Genomic DNA, 16901 nt, shown 5'->3' on the forward strand with positions numbered 1-16901 from the left:
CGGACCCCCGGTCCTCAAACGCCGGACGGGCTGAAATGCCCGCCCCAGACCCCGCGCCTCGAACGCCGGCGAGGCTGAACGGCCGGGCAGGCTGGGAGAGTCGGGGGTCTACCAGTCACGCGGCCGGTCTCGGCCGCCTACGGAACTGCGACGCCGGACACGCGCAGGGCGTGGGAGAGGTCGCGGTGGTGGGTGCCGGACAGGGCGCGGGCCGCGTGCAGCAGGCGTGGGGCGAACCACTGCGGGTCGTGGCGGGCCAGGGCGGCGGACTCCTCGGCGGTGTGCAGTCGGACGTAGGCGCCGAGCAGGGCCTGGGCCTCCCGGTCCCGGCCGGCGGCGCCGAGGGCGAGGGCGGCATCGGCGATCTCGGCGGCGGGGCGGGCCGCGCCCTGGCGGAGCAGGACGTCGCAGTCGGCCTCGCGGCCGGCTTCGCCGAGGGCGGCCGCGGCCGCGGCGAGACGCTCGGGCGGGAGCGAGGCCGCCTCCCAGAGCAGGGTGGCCCAGTCGGCCGCGAGCCCGGCGCGGTTCAACTCCGCGGCCAGCCCGGGCAACCGCCCGGCGGGCCAGGCCGCGGCCTCGCACAACAAGGCGTGCGCCTCGCCGGTACGGTGCTGCGCCCGCAACACGTGCAGCGCCTCCACGACCCCCCGCACCGATCCCGCCGCCGCAGCCCCTGCCGTCGCCCCCGCCACCGGCCCACCGGGCCCCGCGGAACCAGCGGGGAAAGCACTCGGCACCGACTCGCCCCGCCCGGCCGGGCCTCCCGCCCGGGCCTCGGGGTGCCGCCCCGCTCCGGATCCGGCACCGAGGCCCGTGGGATCCCCCTGGAAGGCGTGCGGTGGCGGGCCGCCGTGACCCGTCGGCATTCCCGCGGGGGTCTCGGGGTACCGCTCCCGGAGCCCCGCGGGATCCCCGGGGAAGCCGTCCGGCCAGGGGCGGGCGTCGGACGTGGGTCCGGGCTCCGCCGGGGTGGGGGGCGGCTGCTGCGGGAGGCCGAAGCGGGCTCCTCGGGGGGCGGGGCCCGGGCCGGTGCCCGGGGGCGGGGTGAAGGCCGGGGGCTCGGGGGCCGCCGAGCCCGCGTACCGGGCGCCACCGGATCGGCGCCCGCCCCGCAGCCACCGCCCCTCGGCACGCCCGACGGGCGGTTCACCGCCCTCGGGCACCCGCTGCCTCGGCACGCCCTCCAACGGCTCGGCCTCCGGCCGGGCGTGCCCGGCCGTCGAAGGCCCGGCACCCGCCGGGACGGGGGTCACGGGCGCCGCGGGCCCCGGCCGGGCCGATCCGTCGACGTACCCTGCTCCGCCGAGCCCCGCCTCCGGGCCCGTGGCAGCGGGGGCCGGGGTCGGCGGCGCCTCCCCGGGAGGGGACACGGCGGCCAGCCGGGACGTCAGGTCGGCCTGGCGGGACCTGGCACGGGTGGCGTCGTCTCGGGTCCACGCCAGCTCCCGGGAGAGGGCTTCCGTCTCGGCCGGGTCGGCGGTGGCGGACAGCCGCGCCGTGAGGTGCCGCAGCGCCGCCTCCGAGTCCGCCCGCTGCGCCGCCGACGCCGCCAGCAGCGTCCGCAGTTCCGCCTCGCCGCCCGGCAGCCGGTCCCACGCCGTGACGGCCGCCGCCCGCAGCCGGGCCGCGTACGTGGTCTCCCGCTCCGCGAACTCCGCGCCCCGGGCCGCCGCCAGGTCCGCGAGGAGGGATTCCACCACGTCCCACGGCGCCATCGCGCGCCCGTCGAGACAGGCCCGCATACCGTCCGGGTCCCGGTGCAGGAACTCCCCGTACCACCCCGCCCCCGGGTCCAGCCTCTGCGTCAACCCCCGCAAGTAGTCGGAGAGTTGAATGATCACCAGCGAAGTCGCGGTCTCCATGCACCGCATTGGATCGCACCAGTGTTACGGGAGGACTACGCGCACTTCAAAGCTTGACGGCGATCGCGGTGTGCGGACGCTTCCCCAGCCGGGCCACCGCGCCCGGCAGGTCCAGTGCCCAGAACTGCCACGTGTACTTCCGGGACATCAGCTTGCGCACGCGCTTCAGGCCCGCCTCGTCCAGCAGACGCGCCTCGCCCTCCACGACCGCCGCCCCCTCGGGCACCCGCCCCTTCACGTCGCACGGGGCGACGGTGACCCGCCCGTTGTTGCGGATCCGCTTCACCTTCCAGGTCGCGGTGCGCGTCCACACGTACAGCTCACCGGCGTCGGCCACCGCCCACACCGGCGTGGCGACGGGCGTGCCGTCCTTGCGGAAGGTGGTGAGGCTGACGTACCTGCCCCGGTTCAGCTCGTCGAGAGTCGCGGTCCCAGTCATGGCGTGAGCCTAGCCCTCGGTAACCGCCGCGCGCGGCGGAACGGCACGGGCCCGGCCGTCAGGCGGGGACGAGGGCGCAGCGGCGGATCACGTCGTCCAGGGACAGGCCCAGGGCCTCGGCGAGGGCCGCGACGGTGAAGAAGGCGGGGGTGGGGGCCCGACCGGTCTCGATCTTGCGGAGGGTCTCGGCGGACAGCCCGGCGCCGGCCGCGACCTCGACCATGCTGCGCGCGCCGCGGGCTTCCCGCAGCAGCGCGCCCAGCCTCTCGCCGCGCTCGCGCTCTTCCGGGGTCAAGGGGGTACGGACCATGCCGTCAGCCTACCCCGTCACGCCAATAAGTATCCCGGTAAAGTTATACCGGTATAGTAATTGGCATGATGGAGCTGAAGACGGACCGGTCGATCGACGAGATGCGCGCGGCGGGTCGGGTGGTCGCGCACGCCCTGGCCGCCGTGCGCGAGAGCGCGCGGGTCGGGGTGTCCCTGCTGGAACTGGACGGGGTGGCGCGGGCCGTGCTGCGCGAGGCGGGCGCCTCCTCGCCCTTCCTCGGCTACCGGCCGCGGTTCGCGCCGGTGCCCTTCCCGGCCGTGGTCTGCGCCTCGGTCAACGACGCGATCGTGCACGGCGTCCCGGACGGGTACCGGCTGCGCGACGGCGACCTGGTGAGCATCGACTGCGGCGCGAAGCTGCGCGGCTGGGTCGGGGACGCGGCCGTCAGCTTCACGGTCGGCCGGCCCCGCCCCGCCGACCTGCGGCTCATCGCGACCGCGGAGGCCGCCCTCGCGGCGGGCATCGCCGCCGCCGTGCCCGGGAACCGGATCGGCGACATCGCCCACGCGATCGGCACGGTGTGCCGCCGCGCCGGGTTCGGGATCCCGGACGGCTTCGGCGGCCATGGCGTGGGCCGCACGATGCACGAGGACCCGGGCGTACCGAACGAGGGCCCGCCGGGGCGCGGCGTGCGGCTGCGCCCCGGCATGGTCCTGGCGATCGAGCCGATGCTGATCGCGGGCGGCACGGACGACTACGCCTGCGACGCGGACGGCTGGACCCTGCGCACCGTCGACGGCAGCCGCGCCGCCCACGCGGAGCACACGGTCGCGATCACCGCCGACGGGCCGAGGATCCTGACCGCGTTGTAGGCGCGTCGTAGGCGTGTTGTCGGCGTTACGGCTTGCCGTAGGGGCGTACGACCATCGCCGAGCCGCCTCCCCGGCGGGTGGTTTCGGCGGCCGCCAGCCAGCGGCCGTCCGGGAGGCGCTGGACGCCCGTGGCGGCGCCGATCTCCGGGTTCTGCCGGAAGCCCTGGCCGAGGGCCTCCAGCTCCGCGCGCAGCGGGCTGTTCCACAGGCCCGGCTCCAGCTCGGTGGTGGTCTGGTTGCGCTGGCTGGCCCGCGGCGCGGCGATCGCGTCGACGAGCGGCAGTCCGCGGTCCAGGTGGCCGATCAGGGTCTGCAGGACGGTGGTGATGATGGTGGCGCCGCCCGGGGAACCGACGGCCAGGACCGGCCGGCCGTCCTGGAGGACGATCGTCGGGGACATGGAGGAGCGCGGCCGCTTGCCGGGGCCGGGCAGGTTCGGGTCCGGGACGCCGGGGGCGGCCGGGGCGAAGGAGAAGTCCGTCAGCTCGTTGTTGAGCAGGAAGCCGCGGCCCGGCACGGTGATCGCGCTGCCGCCGGTGGACTCGATGGTCAGCGTGTAGGAGACGACGTTGCCCCAGCGGTCGGCGACCGTCAGGTGGGTGGTGTTCTCGCCCTCGTACGTGGTCGGGGCGGCCTGCCCGGTGCTCGCGCAGGGCGCGGGACTGTGCGGATCGCCGGGGGCGAGCGGGCTGGTCAGGGTGCGATCGGGCTTGATCAGGCAGGCGCGCGAGTCCGCGAACGCCTGGGAGAGCAGTTCCTTCGTCGGGACGTCCTGCGCGGCAGGGTCGCCGACCCAGCGGCCCCGGTCGGCGAAGGAGATCCTGGAGGCCTCGATGAAGCGGTGCAGGTACTGGGTCTCGGAGAGCTTGGAGAGGTCGCTGCCCTCCAGGATGTTCAGCGCCTCGCCGACGGTGGTGCCGCCGGAGGAGGAGGGCGCCATGCCGTAGACGTCCAGGCCGCGGTAGCCGATCCGGGTCGGGGCCTGGCGTTTGGTCCCGTACGCGCGCAGGTCGCCGGTGGTCAGGTCGCCGGCGCGGACCTTGCGGCTGGCGGCCGGGTCGACGGGGGGCGTGCGGACGGCCCGGACGATGTCCTCGGCGAGCGGGCCGCGGTAGAGCGCTCCGGTGCCCTTGCGGCCGAGTTCCTCGTACGTGGCGGCCAGGTCCGGGTTCTTGAAGGTGGAGCCGACCACCGGCAGGGCGCCGCCCGGCAGGAACAGCTTCGCGGTGTCGGGGAAGTCCCTGAACCGGGCCTCGTTGAGGGCGGTCTGCGAGCGGAAGGTGTCGTCCACGGTGAAGCCGTCGCGGGCCAGTTTCTCGGCGGGCCGCAGCAGTTGGCCGAGCGGGCGGGTGCCCCAGGCGTCGAGGGCGCTCTTCCAGGTGGCGGGGGTGCCGGGGACGCCGACGCCGAGGCCGCTGGTCTGGCCCTCCGCGAAGGGGATCGGTACGCCGTTCTCCTGGAAGAGGGTGGCGCCGGCGGTCGCGGGGGCGGTCTCGCGGCCGTCGACGGTGTGCACGCGGCGGGACTTGGCGTCGTAGTAGACGAGGTAGCCGCCTCCGCCGATGCCCGCCGAGTACGGCTCGGTGACCCCGAGCGCGGCGGCGGTGGCGACGGCCGCGTCCACGGCGTTGCCTCCCGAGCGCAGGACGGCGATGCCCGCGGCGGAGGCGTCGGCGTCGACGCTGGCGACGGCCCCGCCGTAGCCGGCCGCGACGGGCACCTTGGCCGGGGTTCCGGTGCCGGGCGGGGCGGCCGCCCCGGTGGATACGAGTGCCCCGGCGAGGGCTACGAGGGCTAACCGATGTGCGGCGCGACGGTGCATCCGGACCTCCAGTGGCAGCGTGCGGCCGAGCCTAGCGGCCGAGCCGGCGCCCCGTCAGGGCATCGCGTCGCGCCGGAGCGGGACCGGCCCCGTGAACCCGCCACCCGGATGCCCTAGCATCCCGCGCATGAACGAGGACCTGCGCAACATCGTGCTCGGGGTGATCGCGACCGCCGTAAGCGGCGGTTTCGGCTGGTTCACCCGGACCTACCAGTGGCGGCGGGCGCTGCGCCGCAAGCAGGCCTTCTTCGGTCTGCCCACCGGCTCCGACTGCCTTTTCGTGGTCAACCGGCAGATGGGCGGCACCGACGCGTCCCTGCACCGCAACGACGCCTTCGCACTGCTGGAGATATCGGCCCTGATCAAGGACTGCGGGGCGAACCTCCAGATCGTCACCCACGACGCGGCCCGCCAGGGCTTCGGCGAGCGGGCGGAGTTCTGCGTCGGCGGGCCGGTGTCCAACGCCCGGACGACGGCCCACCTGGCCTCCATGCTCCCCGGAGTGCGCGTCGACGTGTCCACCGAGCCCGGCCCGGACCGCGGTTCCATCAGCGTCGGCGAGGAGACGTACCGGTGGGAGAGGGGCCTGGTCGAGTACGTGCTGCTGGCGCGGCTGACGACGGAGCGGGGCTCCCGGCCGGTGTTCCTGTTGTCGGGGCAGACCGCCAACAGCAACCAGGCCGCGGCCCGTTACCTGGCCCGGCACCACCGCAAGCTCGCCCGCAAGTACGACGGGAACTCCTTCTGCCTCGTGCTGAAGGTCGTCAACTCGGACGCCTACGGGCCCGACGTGTCGGAGCTGGTCGCGGACGTCACCGCGGCGGCCCGGAGACCCGTAGCGGCAGCCGCGTGATCCCGTTGATGAAGTTGGAGACCAACCGGCGCGGAACACCGGTCAGTTCGGGCGGCGGCATGGTCGCGCACCACTCCTCGTAGAGGGTGCGCAGCTGGAGCCGGGCGAAGTGGGCGCCGAGGCAGACGTGCGGACCGTCGCCGAAGGAGACGTGCGGGTTGGGCGTGCGGTTCGGGTCGAGGCGGCCGGGGTCGGCGAAGACGCGTTCGTCGTGGTTGGCGGAGGCGTGGAAGACCACCACCTTGTCACCGGCCCGGATCGGCTGCCCGGCGAGCGTGTGGTCCACGGCGGCGGTGCGGCGGAAGCTGAGCACGGGCGGGTGGACGCGCAGCAGTTCCTCGACGGCCCGGTCCTGCGGGGCGCGCCCGTCGGCGAGCGTCCGGTAGGCGTCGGGGGCACCGGCGAGCGCGAGGAGTCCGCCGGGGGCGGCGCTGCGTACGGTGTCGTTGCCGGCGACGGTCAGCAGGAAGAAGAACATCTCCAGTTCGGCCGGGGCGAGTCCGGCCAGGGCCAGGGCGGTCATCACGTCGTCGCCGGGGTGCGCGCGCTTGTGGGCGGCGAGTTCTCGGGCGTACGCGAACATCTCGCCGAGCAGCGCCGGGGAGCGGGGGTTGAGGGGTTTCCCGTCGGGGCCGAGGAGCGGGGCCGGTGCGTCCTCGGGATCCTGGTAGCCGATGATCCGTACGGTCCACTCCAGCAGCAGGGCGCGGTCGGAGGCCGGGACGCCCAGCAGGTCGGTGAGGTTCAGCAGGGCGTACTCGTCGGTGACGGTCCGCACCAGGTCGGCGGAGCCGTCCTCGGCGCCGTCCCGGGCGGCGGCGAGCAGGGAGCGGGCGCGGTCCCGGACCCGGTCGGCGAAGGCGTCGACGCGGGCGGGGGTGAAGGCGCGGGAGACGAGCCGGCGCAGTCGGCCGTGGTCGGGGGGATCCTGGTTGAGCATGGTGCGGCGCAGGAAGGGCAGGTCGGCCGGGTCGGGGTCGCGGATCTGGGTGGCGCCGAGCCAGGAGGAGTACGTGCGGTGGTCGCGCAGCACCCGTACGACGTCGGCGTGCCGGGTGACGGCCCAGAAGCCGGGGCCGGCGGGCCAGCCCTGGATCTCGGGCTCCGCCTGCCAGGCCACCGGGTGCCGGTCGCGCAGCAGCCGGTAGCGCTCGTGGGGGACGCCCTCGGCGTAGACGCGGGGGTCGAAGACGTCGGGGACGTCACCGGCGTGGTCCATGGGGCCACGGTGTCGGCCGCCGGGCCGTTCGCGCAAGCCCGCCCGGGTCGTCACTTCCGGTTCTTGGCGGGTCGGGCGGGATCCGGAAAGGACGGCCTACGGCCGGCCGTCACAGCCGATCGCTTCGAGGGTGCCGTAGGCGCCCTTGACGGCGACGGTGAGTCGGACCCCCTTGGACGCCGTGGAGCCCAGGGTGCACACCAGTTGGAGTCGGGCGTTCGGCGTCAGGTCCTCGGCGTCGAAGGGCAGGTGGACGGTCATCACGTCACGTGACGGGGACGAGATCGCCGGGGCGTCCACGCGTTTGCCGTGGAGGGAGGGGACCTCGGAGGTGAGGCCGGCTTCCCGCTCCCGCTGGCCGGGGCCGTCCAGCAGCCGGTTGAGCAGCTCGATCGGCGGCACCTTGGGCAGGTCCCGCTGCGGGGACGGCACGAGGCGGCCGTCGGGGCCGAGGAAGTAGAGCATGGAGAAGCCCTCCGGCCCGGCCACCAGCACGGTGGCGGCGGAGCCGCTGTCGACCGGCGCGGTGGGTTTGATCCCGCATCCGGCGAGCCCCGCGAGCAGCAGCGGGCCCAGCAGCGCCGTCGCGGCGGCCGTCGCCCGTACCCGGGTCATGCGCGGGCCTCCAGGGGCATGTCGAGGGTGAAGACCGCCCCGCCGGCGGGCCCGTTGGCCGCGCGGAGGGTGCCGCCGTGCAGGCGGGCGTTCTCCAGGGATATGGCGAGGCCGAGGCCGCTGCCCGCCGAGCGGGTGCGGGCAGCGTCGGCCTTGAAGAAGCGGTCGAAGATGTGCGGGAGCACTTCGGGGGCGATGCCCGGTCCGCTGTCGGCGACCTCGATGAGCAGCCGCTCGCCGTCCGCGTCGCCGTCCGGCCCGGGGCCGGTCCGTACGGTGACCCGGACGGGCGCGCTGCCGTGCTTGAGGGCGTTGCCGACCAGGTTGGCGAGGACCACGTCGAAGCGGCGCGGGTCGAGGCGGGCTCGGACCTCGACGTCCGGGTCGGTGACGACGGCGACCCTGCCGTCGTCCCAGTGGCGGCGCTCCAGGGTCTTGCCGACGGCTTCGGCCAGGTCCACGTCGTCGAGGTTGAGCTCGGCGGCCCGGGCGTCGAAGCGGGAGATCTCCATGAGGTCCTCGACGAGGACGGCGAGCTTGCCGGTCTCGGCGCTGATCAGCCGCAGGGCCTTCGCGGTGTCCGGGTCGAAGTGCTCGGCGTCCTCGTCGAGCACCTCGGTGACGGCGAGCATCCCGGCGAGCGGGGTGCGCAGTTCGTGGGAGACGTCGGCGGCGAAGCGGCGGGCCCTGACCTCGGCTTCCCGGAGTTCGGTCACGGACTGTTCGAGGGCGCGGGCGGTCTCGTTGAAGGTGCGGGCGAGTCCGGCGAGTTCGTCGGCGCCCCTGACCTCGATACGGGTGTCCAGCCGGCCCCGGCCCAGCTGCCGGGCCGCGGTGCGCATGTCCCGTACGGGGCGGAGCACGCTGCGCGCGGCGAGCAGGGCGGGGATCAGGGCGATGGCGAGACCGGGGACCGCGCCCTGCTGGGCGGCGTCGACCATGGCCTTGACGGTGGCCTGTTCGGTGTCGAGCGGCATGGTGGCGTAGTAGACGACGCCCGTGGCCTGGCGGACTCCGTCGCGGACGAAGACGGCCGGCATCGCCACGACCAGGTAGGGGTTCCCGGAGCGGTCCTCGACCCGTTGGAAGGCGCCGTGCGGGTGGGCCGTCACCTTGTTGCGGAGCGCGTCGGTGACCACGGTGGAGGTGGCGGGGCTGACGTTGGAGGAGGCGCGCAGGGCCCCGTACTCGGCGAAGATCGTCCAGGGGTGTGGTTTGCCGCGTTTGGCGAGGTCGATGACGCGGCCCTGGAGTTCCTTCTGGTCCATGGGCAGTTGGATGCCCTCCTGCTCGATCTGGTCGCGCAGGGTGGAGACGGCGGTGTCCTGGGTCTGGGTGAGGATCGCGGTCCGCGCCTTCTGGTAGGTCAGGGCGGCCGTGGACACCGCGGTGATCGCGGCGACCAGCAGGAAGGCCGCGATCAGTCGGGTGCGCAGGCCCAGGGGTGCGATCCGTCTCAACGCCGCCTCCTACAGGGGGCCGAAGCGGTAGCCGAAGCCCCGCACGGTCTGTATGTAGCGGGGGGCGGCGTCGGGGTCCTCGATCTTGTGGCGCAGGCGTCGGACGCACGCGTCCACGAGGCGGGCGTCGGCGTGGTAGCTGTGCTCCCACACGTACTCCAGGAGCTGCTGGCGGGAGAAGACCTGCTCGGGCGAGGCCGACAGGTGCAGCAGGAGCTTGAGTTCGCTGGGGGCGAGGGGTACGCGCGCGCCGTTCTTGGCGACGGTCAGGCCGGCACGGTCGATGGCCAGTTCCGCGTGGAACTCGATCCCGGGGCGGCCGCCGGTGGGGTCGCTGTGGCGGCGCAGGACCGCCTTGATGCGGGCCTCGATGACCTCGGTGCGGGCGGGCTTGACGATGTAGTCGTCGGCTCCGGCCTCCAGGCCGACGACCACGTCGAAGTCGTCGCCGCGCGCGGTGAGCATGATGATCGGCACCTCGCTGGTGTCGCGGATCCGGCGGCAGACCTGCACGCCGTTGATCCCCGGCAGCATCAGGTCGAGCAGGACCAGCTCGGGACGGAAGCTCGCGAGCAGCGCGAGCCCGTCTTCGCCGGTCTCGGCGGCGCTCACCTCGTGGCCGCGGCGGCGCAGGCCGAGGCCGACGCCCTCCCGGACGGAGGGGTCGTCCTCGATCAGCAGTACGCGTGGCATGCGGTCAGTATCCAAGATCTTTTTTGGGGCGACCTCCCCCTAACGGCCGATCTTGCGCCGCAGGGAGTCGCGCAGGTCGGTGATCTCCGTCAGGCGCAACGGCCCGGCGAGGAGGACGACGACGAGCGCGAGGGCCGCGGTTCCCGCCGCCACGGCGGCGAAGTTCCCGAGGGGGTCGGCGGCGCGGGCGACGGCGTACCCGGCGGCCGCCGCGGGCACGCAGGCGACCACCAGCCGCAGGTGCGTGCCGACGGCGCTCGTGCGCCGTTCGGTACGGGGTCCTGTACGGGTTCCGGCGCGCGGGCCGAGCCGGCGGGCGAGGACGTACGCCGTCACGGCGGCGCCCGCGGTGAAGGCGATCGAGCAGGCCGCGGCCATGCCGGTGACCGCCCAGCGCGGCGGCAGCAGGAGGTACGCGGCCGCCGAGAGCCCGGCGTTGAGGGCGGCGATGACCAGGTTGAGGAAGAAGGGGGTCCGGGTGTCGGACAGGGCGTAGAAGCCGCGGGAGAGCGCGTACTGCGCGGAGTAGGCGATCAGGCCGGGCGCGAAGGCCGCCAGCATGCCGGCCATGACGGCGACGTCGGCCGCGCCGGTGCGCCCGTACTCGAAGACGCTGCCGATCACCCAGGGCGCGAGGGCGGCGAAGAGCGCGGCGGCCGGGACGACGAGGGCCGCGCCGGCGCGCAGCGCGTAGGAGACGTCGGCGCGCACGCGCGCGAGGTCGCCGTCGGTGGCGGCGGCGCTCATCCGGGGCATGAGGGCGGTGACCAGGGAGACGGTGACGATGCCGTGCGGGACCATCCACAGCAGGTAGGCGTTGCTGTAGGCCGTGTAGCCGACGCCCGCGGCGAGGCCGGCGTCGACGGCCTGCTGCCCGGTGGCGGTGGAGAGCCGGGTCACCACCCAGTAGGCGAATTGGTTGGTCAGGACGAGCAGGACGAGCCAGCCCGCGTTGCGCAGCGGGCGGGTGAGGCCGCTGCCGCGCCAGTCGAAGCGGGGGCGCCAGCGGAAGCGGGCGGCGCGCAGCGAGGGGACGAGCGCGAGGGCCTGCACGACGATGCCGGCGGTGGTGCCGAGGCCCAGCAGCCGGGTCTCCGAGGCGGTCAGGCCGGCTCCGGCGTCGTGGGAGAGGTACAGGAAGAGCCCGAAGACGGCGATGACGACGAGGTTGTTGAGGACCGGGGTCCACATCATGGCGCCGAACCGGCCGCGCGCGTTCAGCACCTGCCCGAGCAGGGTGAACAGCCCGTAGAAGAGGATCTGCGGCAGGCAGTAGCGGGCCAGGGCGACGGTGGTGGACTCCTGGCCGCCGCCGTAGCCGGTGTACGCGGAGACGATCAGCGGGGCGGCGAGCACGGCGGCGGCGGTGACGACCAGCAGCGCGGCCGTGCACGCGGTGAGCAGCCGGTCGGTGTAGGCGGCGCCGCCGTCCTCGTGTTCCTTGGCGGCGCGGACCAGCTCGGGGACGAACACCGCGTTGAGGGCGCCGCCGATGAGCAGGATGTAGAGGATGTTGGGGACCGTGTTGGCGACGGCGTAGCCGTCGCCGAGCAGTCCGGTGCCGAGGGCGGCGACGACCACGGCGGAGCGGACGAACCCGGTGGCGCGGGAGACGATCGAACCGGCGGCCATGACGGCGCCGCTGCGCAGCACCGAGCTCTTCGGCTGCGGCGCGGGTGCGGCGGCCGTGGCGGCCGCCGCTGTTGTCGTGCCCTGGTTCACCGGCGGGCCAGGTAGGCCTGGAAGGCCTTGTAGAGCGCCGTGTTGGCGTATCCGTCCATCGGGGTCTCCCACTCGCCGAGCGTCTCGACGACCTGCCCGCCGGTGCCGAGCTTCCAGCGCAGCAGCCCGAAAGCACGTTCGTCGGGGTCAAGGGTGGAGGGTACCCCGCGCATGTCGTACTCCTCCGCCCCGAGCGCGTGGGCGTCGCACATCATGCGCCACTGGAGCGCGTTGCTGGGCCGCACGTCGCGGCGGTGGTCGGCGGAGGCCCCGGTCTGGTACCAGACCCGCCGCCCGGCCACGATCATCGTGTGGGCGGCGAGCATCTCGCCCTGGTGCACGCCCAGGTAGAGGCGCATCCGGCCCGGCTCCTCGGCGTTGAGGGCCTCGTACTGGCGCTGGTAGTACGCGAGGTCACGACCGAGCCGGAAGCCGTCGCGCTCCTCGGTGATCCGCAGCAGCCGGTAGAACTCGGGCAGGTCCGCCGCGGTGCCGATCACCGTCTCCACGCCCGCCTTGCCGGCCTTGCGGACGTTGCGCCGCCACTCCTGGTTCAGGCCGGACCACAGCTCGTCGAGGGAGCGGCCCGCGAGCGGCACGCGGAAGACGTGGCGGGGCTGGGCGTCGCCGTCGTCCTCGCCGCCGCACCGCTTCCAGCCCCGGGTGCGCAGCCGGTCGGCGAGGGCGGCGCCGACCGGGTCGACCTCGGTGGCGAGGACGTCGGACAGTTGCCGGCCCGGCCCCGTGGCGGCCTTGACGGTGGCCGCGTCCCAGCGGCGGTAGGCGGGGGTGGGACCGATGCGGACGGCGAAGGCTCCGGCGGCCTTGAGGTGGCGCATGAGCGGGGTCAGCCAGCGGTCTATGTGGGGGTCGGACCAGTCGGCGACGGGGCCCTCGGGCAAGTAGGCGAAGTATTTGCGGGTGCCGGGAAATTGGCGGTAGAGAACGAGTCCGGCCCCCTGGATCCGGCCGTCCGGGTAGTGCCATCCGACCCTTTCCGAGCGCCAAAGGTCCTTCACTTCCGCCCATGACGGGTACTGGAGGAAACTCGCCCGCCGATGCTCCGAAAGGAAGTCCCGGTACTCGGCGACGGACAGGGCGCGCACCCGGAGCTCCTGGTGCTCGTCGCGCTGAGTGGGGGTCACGAGCAGTGCACACACGGCCGGCTGCCTTCCTGTTCGCCTTTTTCGATGGCTCACAGGACTCTCACAGCCACGCGTGACCGCCATGCGCGGCGATTGTGACCGGACGATGACCGTTCTGCTGCGGTCGATGTCACAGCGGCCTCGGCGAACTTTTCGTCGACTTCGGCAACCTAAAGTCGGTTCGTGCGCTCTTACTTTGCGGACGTTCACACTTCGGAGGGGTTTTCGTTGAGCCGTATACGCACTCGTCACGCCGTGATGGCGGGCACCGCAGTCCTGGCCGCCGCACTGACCGCCTGTTCGGGCGGAAGCGGGGGCGGCGACACGGCGAAAGCCAATGCCGAGGTCAAGCAGAAGGCGCCGATGGCGATATCGGTGAACCTCACGGGCGATCAGGTCAAGGCGGGCGAGCCCGTGAAGGTGACCGTCGCCGACGGCAAGCTCGCGCAGGTGAAGGTGACGGACGCCAAGGGCGGCGAGTTGGCGGGGCAGATAGCCGCCGACGGCAAGACGTGGACGTCCGAACGCAACGCCTCGCCCGGCACCGACTACAAGGTCGAGGCGACGAACACCGACAGCCAGAACGCCACGGCCCAGTTCAAGACCGGTGCGGCCGACAAGGTCAACAAGGTCTCGATCAACATATCGAAGGGCAGCACGGTCGGCGTGGCCATGCCCGTCTCGCTCGTCTTCGACAACCCGGTCGCCAACAAGGCCGAGGTGGAGAAGGCGCTGAAGGTCACCACCTCGAACGGCACCGAGGGGTCGTGGGGCTGGATCAAGGACTACTCCGGCAAGGACCGCGTCGACTGGCGGCCGAAGGACTACTGGAAGTCCGGCACCGACGTGAAGGTCGACATGAACCTGAACGGCGTGGACTCCGGAAAGGGCGGCGGCCTGTTCGCCCGCGACTACAACACCGAGTTCAAGATAGGCAAGGACCGCCGGATCGAGGTCAGCCTCGACACCAAGAAGCTGACGGTGACCGAGGACGGCCAGACGGCCAAGACGATCCCGATCTCGGCCGGTACACCGGGCGGCCAGAAGGCCTCCTGGTCCGGGAAGATGGTGGTGATGGCGAAGGAGGGCACCATCCGGATGAACTCCGAGACGGTGGGCCTGGGCAACGCCTACGACAAGATGGTCGACTACTCGATGCGGCTCACCTGGTCGGGCATGTACGCACACGCCGCGCCCTGGAACTCGGGGAACTTCGGCCGCGCCAACGCCAGTTCCGGGTGCGTGGGCATGAGCGACGCCAATGCCGCGTCCTTCTACGCCGAGGCCCAGGTCGGCGACCCCTTCGAGGTCGTCGGCGACGGCTCCAAGGGACAGGCCGACCTCGGCAACGGCTACGGCGAGTGGAACCTGTCCTGGGACCAGTGGAAGGCCAAGAGCGCCGCGTCCGGAGCCCCGCAGAACGGCTGACGCCGGCGATCGAGCGCGACTGACTTTCGTTCAATCGTTACCGGCACGCAACTCACCAGTGGGTTACCTCCGGTAATCCCCTCCCGTTACCGTCGGGTCACTTTGACGACCCGGCGCACGCGAGGAGCGATCGATGCAGCGCACCCGCACCACCACCGCCGCCGCCGCAGGCGTGGCAGCCGTACTGGCGGCCACCGCCCTGGGCCTGGCCCCCCACCAGGCCCAGGCGGCCCCCGCCCCCGCGATCACCACGGCATCCGGCACCTCGTCCGGGCTGACCTTCCACGACATCCCGGGCTCCGGCGGCATCACCCTCAAGGGCAACGTCTTCACCCCGACTGGCGCCGAAACCGGCCGTACGTACCCCCTGATCGTGCTGCCCACCAGTTGGGGCGTGCCGCAGATCGAATACGTCGCCCAGGCCAAGCAGCTCGCCGACTCCGGCTACGTGGTGGTGAGTTACACCTCCCGCGGCTTCTGGCTCTCCGGCGGGCAGATCGAGGTGGCGGGCCCTCCGGACGTCGCCGACGTCTCGGCCGTCATCGACTGGGCCCTCGCCCACACCCCCGCCGACGCGGACCGGATCGGCCTCGGCGGGGTCTCGTACGGCGCCGGCATCAGCCTGCTGGCCTCGGCGCACGACAGCCGCGTCAAGGCGGTCGTCGCGCTCAGCGGCTGGGCCGACCTCATCGAGTCGATCTACTCGGACCGCACCCAGCACCTCCAGGCCGCCGCCCTGCTCGGCGGCGCCGGCTACCTCACGGGCCGCCCCGGCCCCGAACTCCAGCAGATCCTGGGCGACTTCCTCGGATCGAGGCTGGAGAACGAGCCCGCGATGATCGAGTGGGGCCGGGGGCGCTCCGCCGCCGAACAGGTGGACCGGATCAACGCCAACGGCGCCGCGATCATGCTGGGCAACGCCTGGGGCGACACCATCTTCCCGCCCAACCAGTACGCGAAGTTCTTCGAGGAGCTGACCGGACCCAAGCGGCTGGAGTTCCGCCCCGGCGACCACGCCACCGCCGAGGGGACCGGGCTGCTCGGGCTGCCCAACGACACCTGGACCAACGCCCACCGCTGGTTCGACCGCTACCTCAAGGGCGAGCACAACGGCGTCGACACCGAGGCCCCGGTGCAGATCAAGTCCCGCGGCGACGCCGGGTACGAGGGCTACCCGGACTGGAAGTCGGTCGGCGCGGGCGGCACCGAGAAGCTCGCCCTCTCCGACGGCGAGCACGTCTTCGCCAACGTCGACTCCGGGGCCGACGGCGGCGTCGTCTTCCTCTCCAGCCTCCTCGACCAGCTCGCCCAGGCGCCGCCGACCGCCTCGATCCCGCTCCTCCCCCGCGCCTTCGCCGCCGTCTGGCAGTCCGATCGGTACTCCGAGGAGCGCCGCGTCCGGGGCACCGTGAGGCTGCACACCACCGTCACCCCCACCAAGGCCGACGGCACCTTCGTCGCCTACCTCTACGACGTCGGCCCGCTCGGCGTCGGCAAGCTCGTCAGCAATGCGCCGTACACCTTCCACGGCAAGACCCCGAACCGGGCCTTCGGGGTCGACCTGGAGCTCTTCTCCACCGCCTACGACGTGCCCGCCGGCCACCGGCTCGCCCTCGTCGTCGACACCGTCGACCCGCTGTACATCGAGCACAACCCCTTCGGCGCGCAGCTGACCTTCTCCTCGCCGCGCACCGATCCCTCGTACGTCTCGGTTCCCCTGCGCGAGCCGTAGGCCTGCGGCGGGTCCCCGAGCGCCTCAGTGCTTGAGGATCTTCGAGAGGAAGTCCTTGGCCCGGTCGCTCTCCGGGGCGGTGAAGAACTGCTCCGGAGTGTGGTCCTCGACGATCTGCCCGTCGGCCATGAAGACGACGCGGTTGGCGGCGGACCGGGCGAAGCCCATCTCGTGGGTGACCACGACCATGGTCATGCCCTCCTGGGCGAGCTGCCGCATGACCTCCAGCACCTCGTTGATCATCTCCGGGTCGAGCGCCGAGGTGGGCTCGTCGAAGAGCAGGGCCTTGGGGTTCATGGCGAGGGCGCGGGCGATGGCCACGCGCTGCTGTTGTCCGCCGGAGAGCTGGGCCGGGAACTTCGGGGCCTGGTCGGCGAGGCCGACGCGGTCCAGGAGCTCCAGGGACCGCTTGTCGGCCTCGGCCCGCTTGCGTCCGCGGACCTTGACCTGCGCGAGCGAGACGTTGGCGAGGACGGTCTTGTGCGCGAAGAGGTTGAAGGACTGGAAGACCATCCCCACCTCGGCGCGGAGCCGGGCCAGTTCCTTGCCCTCCTCGGGCAGCGGCTGCCCGTCGAGCGTGATCGTGCCCGATTCGATGGTCTCCAGCCGGTTGATCACCCGGCACAGGGTCGACTTCCCGGAGCCGGAGGGACCGATGATCACCACCACCTCGCCGCGGCCCACGGAGAGGTCGATGTTCCGGAGCACGTGCAGGTCCCCGAAGTGCTTGTTGACGCCCCGCAGCTCGATCAACGTGTCGACGGCCAT

General features: G+C 73.1%; 15 protein-coding genes. 4 read left to right on the forward strand and 11 right to left on the reverse strand.

Going from position 1 to position 16901, the window contains the following annotated elements; genetic code table 11:
- Window positions 1-137: 137 nt before the first annotated feature.
- From ACFYYJ_RS11375 to ACFYYJ_RS11385, 3 genes are read right to left on the reverse strand one after another with little or no spacing between them, the layout of a single operon-like run.
- Entirely contained in the window at window positions 138-1862 is a 1725-nt protein-coding gene (locus tag ACFYYJ_RS11375; RefSeq protein ID WP_389131066.1) for a hypothetical protein, read from the reverse strand.
- Window positions 1863-1908: 46 nt separating this feature from the next.
- On the reverse strand, window positions 1909-2301 hold the full coding sequence (locus ACFYYJ_RS11380; RefSeq protein WP_385121592.1) for a PPOX class F420-dependent oxidoreductase: 393 nt from the start codon (window positions 2299-2301) through the stop codon (window positions 1909-1911).
- A gap of 58 nt (window positions 2302-2359) precedes the next feature.
- A complete protein-coding gene (locus tag ACFYYJ_RS11385; protein WP_384595243.1) occupies window positions 2360-2611 on the reverse strand; it encodes a helix-turn-helix domain-containing protein in 252 nt (83 codons plus the stop codon).
- A 65-nt stretch (window positions 2612-2676) separates the two neighbouring features.
- On the opposite strand from ACFYYJ_RS11385, the gene map reads away from it, so the two are divergent.
- Window positions 2677-3444 (forward strand): type I methionyl aminopeptidase, encoded by a 768-nt coding sequence (map, locus tag ACFYYJ_RS11390; protein WP_389131071.1) that lies wholly within the window; start codon window positions 2677-2679, stop codon window positions 3442-3444.
- Window positions 3445-3469: 25 nt separating this feature from the next.
- On the opposite strand, the gene ggt is transcribed toward map, so the two are convergent.
- On the reverse strand, window positions 3470-5266 hold the full coding sequence (gene ggt, locus ACFYYJ_RS11395) for a gamma-glutamyltransferase (RefSeq protein ID WP_385362518.1): 1797 nt from the start codon (window positions 5264-5266) through the stop codon (window positions 3470-3472).
- 127 nt (window positions 5267-5393) lie between these two features.
- On the opposite strand from ggt, the gene ACFYYJ_RS11400 reads away from it, so the two are divergent.
- Window positions 5394-6119 carry a hypothetical protein gene (locus ACFYYJ_RS11400; RefSeq protein ID WP_385121583.1) on the forward strand — a complete coding sequence of 242 codons (726 nt, stop codon included), beginning with the start codon at window positions 5394-5396 and terminating at the stop codon, window positions 6117-6119.
- Here the strand turns inward: ACFYYJ_RS11400 and ACFYYJ_RS11405 are convergent.
- The 6 genes from ACFYYJ_RS11405 to ACFYYJ_RS11430 form a co-directional block, all read right to left on the reverse strand.
- Complete coding sequence (locus ACFYYJ_RS11405; protein ID WP_389131075.1) at window positions 6079-7338, reverse strand: cytochrome P450; 1260 nt, start codon at window positions 7336-7338, stop codon at window positions 6079-6081. The two genes, ACFYYJ_RS11400 and ACFYYJ_RS11405, sit on opposite strands and share 41 nt — an antisense overlap.
- Before the next feature lie 96 nt (window positions 7339-7434).
- Window positions 7435-7953 (reverse strand): GerMN domain-containing protein, encoded by a 519-nt coding sequence (locus tag ACFYYJ_RS11410; RefSeq protein WP_385121578.1) that lies wholly within the window; start codon window positions 7951-7953, stop codon window positions 7435-7437.
- Complete coding sequence (locus ACFYYJ_RS11415; RefSeq protein ID WP_385362514.1) at window positions 7950-9413, reverse strand: ATP-binding protein; 1464 nt, start codon at window positions 9411-9413, stop codon at window positions 7950-7952. Before ACFYYJ_RS11415 ends, ACFYYJ_RS11410 begins: the two co-directional genes overlap by 4 nt.
- 9 nt (window positions 9414-9422) lie before the next feature.
- The gene (locus ACFYYJ_RS11420) at window positions 9423-10106 is read right to left on the reverse strand and encodes a response regulator (RefSeq protein WP_385121572.1); all 684 of its coding nucleotides are present in this window, start codon (window positions 10104-10106) and stop codon (window positions 9423-9425) included.
- A gap of 39 nt (window positions 10107-10145) precedes the next feature.
- Window positions 10146-11828 carry a murein biosynthesis integral membrane protein MurJ gene (gene murJ / locus ACFYYJ_RS11425; RefSeq protein WP_389131079.1) on the reverse strand — a complete coding sequence of 561 codons (1683 nt, stop codon included), beginning with the start codon at window positions 11826-11828 and terminating at the stop codon, window positions 10146-10148.
- The gene (locus ACFYYJ_RS11430; RefSeq protein WP_385121567.1) at window positions 11825-12988 is read right to left on the reverse strand and encodes a lipid II:glycine glycyltransferase FemX; all 1164 of its coding nucleotides are present in this window, start codon (window positions 12986-12988) and stop codon (window positions 11825-11827) included. Before ACFYYJ_RS11430 ends, murJ begins: the two co-directional genes overlap by 4 nt.
- A gap of 243 nt (window positions 12989-13231) precedes the next feature.
- Here ACFYYJ_RS11430 and ACFYYJ_RS11435 point away from each other — a divergent pair, with 243 nt between their 5' ends.
- Together ACFYYJ_RS11435 and ACFYYJ_RS11440 are read left to right on the forward strand one after the other, a co-directional pair.
- Window positions 13232-14401: an Ig-like domain-containing protein gene (locus ACFYYJ_RS11435; protein WP_385121675.1), complete on the forward strand. Its 1170-nt coding sequence runs from the start codon at window positions 13232-13234 to the stop codon at window positions 14399-14401.
- Between the two features lie 133 nt (window positions 14402-14534).
- A complete protein-coding gene (locus ACFYYJ_RS11440) occupies window positions 14535-16133 on the forward strand; it encodes a CocE/NonD family hydrolase (RefSeq protein WP_389131082.1) in 1599 nt (532 codons plus the stop codon).
- 24 nt (window positions 16134-16157) lie between these two features.
- Here ACFYYJ_RS11440 and ACFYYJ_RS11445 read toward each other — a convergent pair whose 3' ends face one another.
- The gene (locus ACFYYJ_RS11445; RefSeq protein ID WP_389131085.1) at window positions 16158-16901 is read right to left on the reverse strand and encodes an amino acid ABC transporter ATP-binding protein; all 744 of its coding nucleotides are present in this window, start codon (window positions 16899-16901) and stop codon (window positions 16158-16160) included.

The organism is Streptomyces sp. NPDC002467, from assembly GCF_042889825.1.
Lineage (GTDB): Bacteria > Actinomycetota > Actinomycetes > Streptomycetales > Streptomycetaceae > Streptomyces.